Below are 6,734 nucleotides of genomic sequence, written 5' to 3'. Positions count from 1 at the left end.
GTTGGAGGCGGCCCTGCTCGGACACCGCCTGCTGCCCGTCGGTCCGGGCGGCCTCCGCGAGCAGGGCGAGCACGGTCTCGGTCTGGGCGGGGGTGAGCGCGTCCAGGCTTTCGATGCTTCGGGCTCCGCCGGTGGGGGCGGTGTCGTGGCTGGTCATGGGTATGAGGTTACGGCGCGTGGGGTTCCTGGCGAAGCGCTTGGCGGGGGTGCGGCGTGCTCGGCCGGGCGGGGTGGTTGTGGTGGTTGCGGGACTGCGGCTTGTTTGTGGCTTGTCGCGCGGTTCCCCCCGCCCTTAAGGGGGTGCCGTCCCTCGCGGTCCGTTCAGAGGCGGTATGTGCGGCCTTTGTGGTGGATCATCCTCGACGGCAATCCAGTCGTAACCATGAACCCCCTGTCGCGCTACGCGCGTTGACCCTACGCTTCGGGCCGACGGGGCCTGTTTCTCACTCGACTCACAGGGGGGCACATGTCAGCCACACCCCATGCGCATAGCCGCAGACGCCGTACGCACCGCATCCTCGCCGTGGCCGCCGGCATCGCCACCGTCGGCGCCCTCGCCGCCGCGATCCCGGCCTCGGCCGGTGAGGCGAAGACCAAGCCCGGCCACCCGCTGCCGAACCGCTACCAGGACGTGCAGCTGCTGTCGTTCAACGACCTGCACGGCAACCTCGAGCCGCCCGCGGGCTCTTCCGGCCGGGTGACGGAGGTGCATGAGGACGGGACCACCAAGACCATCGACGCCGGTGGTGTCGAGTACCTGGCCACGCACCTGCGCAAGGCGCGCGAGGGCCAGAAGTTCTCCGTCACCGCGGCCGGCGGTGACATGGTCGGTGCCTCCCCGCTGATCTCGGGCCTCTTCCACGACGAGCCCACCATCGAGGCGCTGAACAAGCTGGACCTCGATGTGACGAGCGTCGGCAACCACGAGTTCGACGAGGGCGCCAAGGAGCTGGCCCGGCTGCAGAAGGGCGGCTGCCACCCGACCGACGGCTGCTACGGGGGCGAGAAGTTCACGGGCGCCGAGTTCCCGTACCTCGCGGCGAACGTCGTCAACGAGAAGTCCGGCAAGCCGATTCTCAAGCCCTACTGGGTGTGGCAGAAGAGGGACGTCAAGATCGGCTTCATCGGTGTGACCCTGGAGGGCACCCCGGACATCGTCTCCGCCGAGGGCATCAAGGGCCTGAAGTTCAAGGACGAGGTCGAGACGATCAACAAGTACGCCAAGGAGCTGGAGCGCCAGGGCGTGAAGTCGGTCGTGGCGCTGATCCACGAGGGCGGGTTCCCGGCCTCGACGGCGTACAACTACGACTGCGACTCGCCGGGCGCCGGTGACGGTATCTCCGGCCCGATCGTCGACATCGCCAAGAACATCACGCCGAAGGTCGACGCCCTGGTCACCGGCCACACGCACACCGCGTACGCCTGCACGATCAACGACCCGGCGGGCAAGCCGCGCACGGTCACCTCGGCCGCGTCCTTCGGCCGCCTCTACACCGACACCACGCTGACGTACGACCGCTGGACCGGCGACATCGCCCGTACGGCCGTCGAGTCCGCGAACCACGTGGTCACCCGGGACGTCCCCAAGGCGCCCGACATGACCGAGCTGATCACCCGGTGGAACGCGCTCGCCGCTCCGATCGGCAACCGTCCCATCGGCTACGTCTCGGCCGACATCAACAACATCGGCAGCGAGTCCCCGCTGGGTGACCTCATCGCCGACGCGCAGCTCGCGTACGGCAAGGAGCTGGACGCCGGGACCGACCTCGCGCTGATGAACCCCGGTGGTATCCGGGCCCCGTTGACGTACGCGGCCAAGGGCTCCGAGGGCGACGGCGTGGTGACGTACGGGGAGGCCTTCACGGTCCAGCCGTTCGCCAACACGGTCAATCTGCAGGACTTCACGGGTGCCCAGCTCATCCAGGTGCTCAAGGAGCAGGTGAGCGGGTCCAACACCGCCGCGCCGAAGATCCTCCAGGTCTCGGCGGGTCTGACGTACACGCTGGACCTGACCAAGTCGGGTGCCGACCGTGTGGTCACCGACTCGATCAGGCTGAACGGCTCCGCCATCGACCTGGCGGCCACCTACCGTGTCGCGACGAACAGCTTCCTCGCGGGCGGCGGCGACGGGTTCACCACGCTGGGCCAGGGCACGAACGACCTGGTGGGCGGGGACGACCTGGCCGCGCTGGAGAAGTACCTGCTGGCCAACTCCTCGGCCGCGAGCCCGATCACGCCTCCGGCGGCGAACCGGATCACGGTCGTGAACCAGTAGAGCAGTAGAGCAGTAGAGCGGTAGAGCGGTAGAGCGGTAGAAACCAGTAGAGATGCGGATTCCCCGCGCCGCGTTCAACGGCGCGGGGAACCGTGAGCTATCTCCCTTGTCACCGGACCGACTTGCGAGTGGGGGCGGGGCGCGTGGTGGGATGAGGTGATGCGTACCCCCCACGACATACCGACGCATCCCCGCCCGAACCCCTACGACGAGCTGGGCGCTCTGGACGACGGACCGCTGGAGGAGTTCTTCCAGGAGGACGAGACCGGGCCCGCCGAAACCGCGACCGGGACCGGGACCGGGACCGCGACGACCGACGCCGACGCCGACGCCGAGTCCGATCCCGGACATGAAGCCGACGACTGGACACCACCCAACCACCGGAGCGGTGCCCGTCGTCGGCGAAAACGTTTCGCCGGGCTTCCCCTGGCCCTGAAGGCACTCGTTCTCGTCGTCGGGCTCTCCGCGTTCCTCGTCCTCGGCGACCGCTGGGCGGTGCTCTACGCCGAGCACAAGGCGGGCGAGGCGCTGAAGAACCAGCTGGACCTGAGCGCGGCCCCCGAGGTCGGCATCGAGGGCTTCCCCTTTGTCACCCAGCTCGCCGACGACCGGCTGGACTCGGTGACGCTGACCGTGCCGGACGTGGCGGCGGACCGGGTGTCGCTGGCGAAGGTGTCGGCGACGGCGAAGAACGTAAAGCTCGACACCGACGGGCTCACGTCCGTGCGCGGTGCCGCGATTCCCGAGCTGGACGGCGAGGTACTGCTCTCCTTCGACGACCTGAACCGCGAACTCGGCGCCTCCCAGGTGACGTTCACCGGCCATGGCCGTGACGAGGTGCGGGCGCGCGGCACGCTGCCCGTGGCCGGCTACGACCTCAAGGTCCGCGCGGACGCCCGGATCCGCCGTGAGGGCGAGCGCGGTATCGCCACCGACATCGACGGAATGCGCCTGGACATAGGGGAACTGGCGACGTACCGGCCGGGCGCGGGGCGGTCCGACGGCCTCCATCTCACCCCGAAGGCGGCGGGGCTCCTCGCCAAGGAGACCCGCAAGGCGAGGGAACTGCTGTCGGTTCCGTCCATCGTGGACCGTCTCGGTGTTCCGGAGCCGGCCGTGCGGGCGGCGCTCCAGGACGACACCCGGCTGGCCGAACTGACCGGCTCGGACCGCTTCGCCCGTCAGGCCATGGACCTCAACCTCATCGATGTCGCCGCCGACAACCCCGAGGTCCTCCAGCGCCTGCTCGGCGTCGACCCCGCCCTCTTCGACGCCCTCACCGGCCTCACCCGCCCGGTCCTCGCCGACCGCCTCTCCCTCGGGTTCAGCCTGCCGAAGCCGCAGGAGGGAGAGGTACGGCTGCGGGACGTACGCGTCGAGGAGGACGGGATCCGGGTGAGCCTCAGCGGTACGGGGCTGGCGGTCGGGCGGTGACGCGGTCGGGCGGTGACGCGGTCGCGCGCTCGCCACTGAGGTGCGCGGCGCGCGGCTCTGACGTCTGCCGCATGCCCGCACACCTGCCTCAGCCCCGCTTGGGGCCGGTGATCGCCTCTCCGATCACAAAGCCCTTGGCGGGGCCTTCGGGGATGGTGACCTCGGTGCCGTACGGGACGCGGTGGATGTCCTCCCAGTCGGCCTTGTCGGGGCGGGGACCGGTGAGGAGGGTGACGGCGCCCTGGCCGTCGTAGTCGTCGATGATCACGTAGACGGGGATGCCTGCGCGGGCGTACTCGCGGCGCTTGGCGACGCGGTCGCGGTCCTGGTTGCGCTTGCCGGGGGAGACGACTTCGACGACGAGAAGAATGGCGGAGGCCTTCACCCCCAGCCCTTCCTCGTCGGCATGCGGCTCCAGGTCTTCGGGGGCGACGAAGGCGTCAGGAATCCACCCCTTGCGTTTGTGGATGACGTTGGTGTCCTGGTGGCACGCGTGCTCGCCGCCGTCCAGGAATCTGTCCAGCGCCCGCCGTACGCGGTTCGTGATCTGGGCGTGGGTAAGGCGACCGGTGGGCGACACCTCGATGGCTCCCTCGATGATCTCAGCGCGGTAGCCCTCGGGGAGTTCCATGGCCTTCCATGCCTGCCACAGGACCTCGTCCAGGTCGGGTTCGTTCGAGAGTTCAGCCTGGGCCTCGGACATGGTCTTGGGCCTCTCATGGGCGAGAGCGGTCAAGGTGGCACCTCCTCCTCAAGTGTGGGCCGGGCGTGCTCGCGGCACAAGCAACGCGATCACGGTAGGTGCCGCCTTGAGTCTGACCAGGGGAAATGTCGTCCGATCACCCGATCGGGCGGCGGCGGAACGATCCGCCGCCGCCCGACGCGAGCAACACCCGAGGTCAGGAAGCCGTCGGGGTCCAGTTGCCCAGCCAGTCCGCGACCTCCTGGCCCGTGGCCTGGGCGTCGGTGAGCTGCGGGCGGTTGCTGCTCGCGCTGCCGGAGCCGGGGCCGGTGTTCTTGTACTCGGCGAACCGGTCGTCCTTCCACGAGAAGCCGCCCATGTCGGACCACGGCGTGGACTTGATCGCGGCGCTCAGCGTGGAGTTGCGGACCGTGGTCTGCGGATCGACGGTCGTGTCACCGCCCGGGTGCCAGTTGCGGCCGAGGTGGAAGGAGGCCGCGGACACGTCGCCGTTGATGGTGGAGCGGTTGATCAGGATGCCCTTGCGGTCGGCGGGGGTGCTCGGGGCGGTCACGTAGCCGGCCGAGGTGCCGTTCCAGCGCTTCTTCAGCGTGATGACCGACTTGTCGATCACGACCGTCGCCCGGCCGAAGATGAAGTCGACGTTGCCCGTGATGTAGGAGTTGGTGACGTAGACGCGGCCGAGCTTGTCCTTGGCGGCGGTCTCCAGCTCCAGGGTGTCCTGGTCGCCGTTGATGATGAGACTGTCGAGGACGATCCTGTCGGCGGACGTCAGCAGCGCCACCGCCTGGTTGGCGATGTCCTGGTGCTTGGCCTCGTCGAAGTCGTTGGTGACGGTGAGGTTGCGGACCTGGGAGTCGTCGGACTGGATGCTGACGGTGGCGCTGCCCGGGGTGCCGTAGGTGCCGGAGCCGTCCGGCTTCTGCATCCCGGCCGCGTTGCCGTACACGATGACGGTGTCCTTGCGGCTGCCGCCGGTGCCCTGGATGGTGACGTGCGGCTTGTTCGCCGGGACCTTGACGACCTCGCGGTACGTGCCGGGCTTGACGGCGATGACGACGCGGGAGGGGTTGTTCGCGGGGACGGCGTCGACGGCCTTCTGGACGCTGGTGTACTGGCCGCTGCCGTCCTTGGCGACAGTGAGGGTGGTGGCGGCTGCGGCCTTCGTGTCCTCCGTACCCGTCGTACTCGCCGTACCGATCGAACTCCGCGGCCCCGCACCGGACTTCAGCAGCGCCGGGACGTCGGCGGCCTTGTCGAGCGTGTAGCTGTAGTACGACTTCGGGTCGAAGGCCGTGCCACCGCTCTCGTTGCGCCCGCTGGTGCCGGAGAAGACGTTCCCGCGCTGCACGACGGCGGCGGTGCTGTCCTTCTGGACGGGGTTCTTCATGCCCTGGAAGTAGCTGTTCTCCAGGACCATCTTCGTCCTGCCGCGAGAGTAGTTGCCGTAGGAGGAGTTGATGCTCGTGCCCGAGACGTCCTCCAGGTAGTTGTTGTAGAGGTGCGCGTGGGCGGCGTTGTCGGTGGACGGGTTGCGCTGCTCGGTCTCGCGGAACCAGTTGTGGTGGATCGTGAGATCGGCGGTGACGTTCTCGGTCCAGCCGATGCCGAAGGTCTTGTTGTTGTTGCTCAGCTTGTTCCAGGACACCGTCACATTGGTGGTGTCCTTGCGGCTGTCGATGAGCCCGTCGGCCATGTGCCGCAGGTCGTTGTGGTCGATCCACACGTGGTGGGCGCCGTCCATCTGGATGGCGTCGAAGTCGTGGTCCTTGTCGTTCCAGGTGCCCTGGTACGAGTCACGGATCGTCAGGTTCCTGATGATCACGTTGTGCACGCCCTGGCCGAGGAAGAACCCGCCGCCGACGATGTGCCCGGCCGTTCCCTGGCCCACGATCGTCTTGTCGGAGGCGACCTTGATCTCCTTCCCGACCGGGTTCATGTTGATGGTCGCGGCCACGACGATGACGTACGGCTCGGCGGCGGTCGCGTACTTCTCCAGGTCCGCGAGCGTCTTCACGGTGACGGTCTTGCCGCCCCGTCCACCGTAAGTGCCGTTCTGCCCCTTGGCGTTGACGGAGGCGAACCCGTCCGCCACGTCATCGGCCCATGCGGGGGCGGCCGTCGCGGCGGACGCGGTCTGCTGCGCGTCCTCACCGAAGAGTCCGAGCCCGTTGCCGTAGGCCATGGCTCCGGCGGCGGCCAGGGCCAGCGGGACTCCGGCCACCACGGCCGTACGCCGCCTGCGGTGTCGTGCCTTGCCGCGGATCTCAGTCATGCGCGGGTTCCGTCCGTTCCATACGAGGGGGAAGGGGCCCCGAGGGG

At 68.7% G+C, this 6,734-nt stretch carries 4 protein-coding genes and 1 pseudogene; 2 read left to right on the top strand and 3 right to left on the bottom strand.

Features of this window, described 5'->3' with window-relative positions; genetic code table 11:
- Positions 1-157 (bottom strand): annotated as a pseudogene (locus tag FNH04_RS38715) (mycothiol synthase); the annotation flags it as partial.
- A 309-nt stretch (positions 158-466) separates the two neighbouring features.
- On the opposite strand from FNH04_RS38715, the gene FNH04_RS38710 reads away from it, so the two are divergent.
- Both FNH04_RS38710 and FNH04_RS38705 read left to right on the top strand, forming a co-directional pair.
- The gene (locus tag FNH04_RS38710) at positions 467-2,275 is read left to right on the top strand and encodes a bifunctional metallophosphatase/5'-nucleotidase (RefSeq protein ID WP_152790625.1); all 1,809 of its coding nucleotides are present in this window, start codon (positions 467-469) and stop codon (positions 2,273-2,275) included.
- A gap of 159 nt (positions 2,276-2,434) precedes the next feature.
- A complete protein-coding gene (locus FNH04_RS38705; RefSeq protein ID WP_152790623.1) occupies positions 2,435-3,709 on the top strand; it encodes a DUF2993 domain-containing protein in 1,275 nt (424 codons plus the stop codon).
- A gap of 88 nt (positions 3,710-3,797) precedes the next feature.
- Here the strand turns inward: FNH04_RS38705 and FNH04_RS38700 are convergent, their stop codons facing one another.
- Both FNH04_RS38700 and FNH04_RS38695 read right to left on the bottom strand, forming a co-directional pair.
- Entirely contained in the window at positions 3,798-4,445 is a 648-nt protein-coding gene (locus tag FNH04_RS38700; RefSeq protein WP_228031858.1) for a Uma2 family endonuclease, read from the bottom strand.
- 163 nt (positions 4,446-4,608) lie between these two features.
- Positions 4,609-6,687 carry a pectinesterase family protein gene (locus tag FNH04_RS38695; protein WP_152790621.1) on the bottom strand — a complete coding sequence of 693 codons (2,079 nt, stop codon included), beginning with the start codon at positions 6,685-6,687 and terminating at the stop codon, positions 4,609-4,611.
- Between the last annotated feature and the right edge of the window lie 47 nt (positions 6,688-6,734).

It is taken from the genome of Streptomyces phyllanthi (assembly GCF_009377205.1).
GTDB lineage: Bacteria > Actinomycetota > Actinomycetes > Streptomycetales > Streptomycetaceae > Streptomyces > Streptomyces phyllanthi.
Note: the sequence above shows the minus strand (reverse complement) of the source record. Positions and strands in the feature narration are given on the sequence as shown.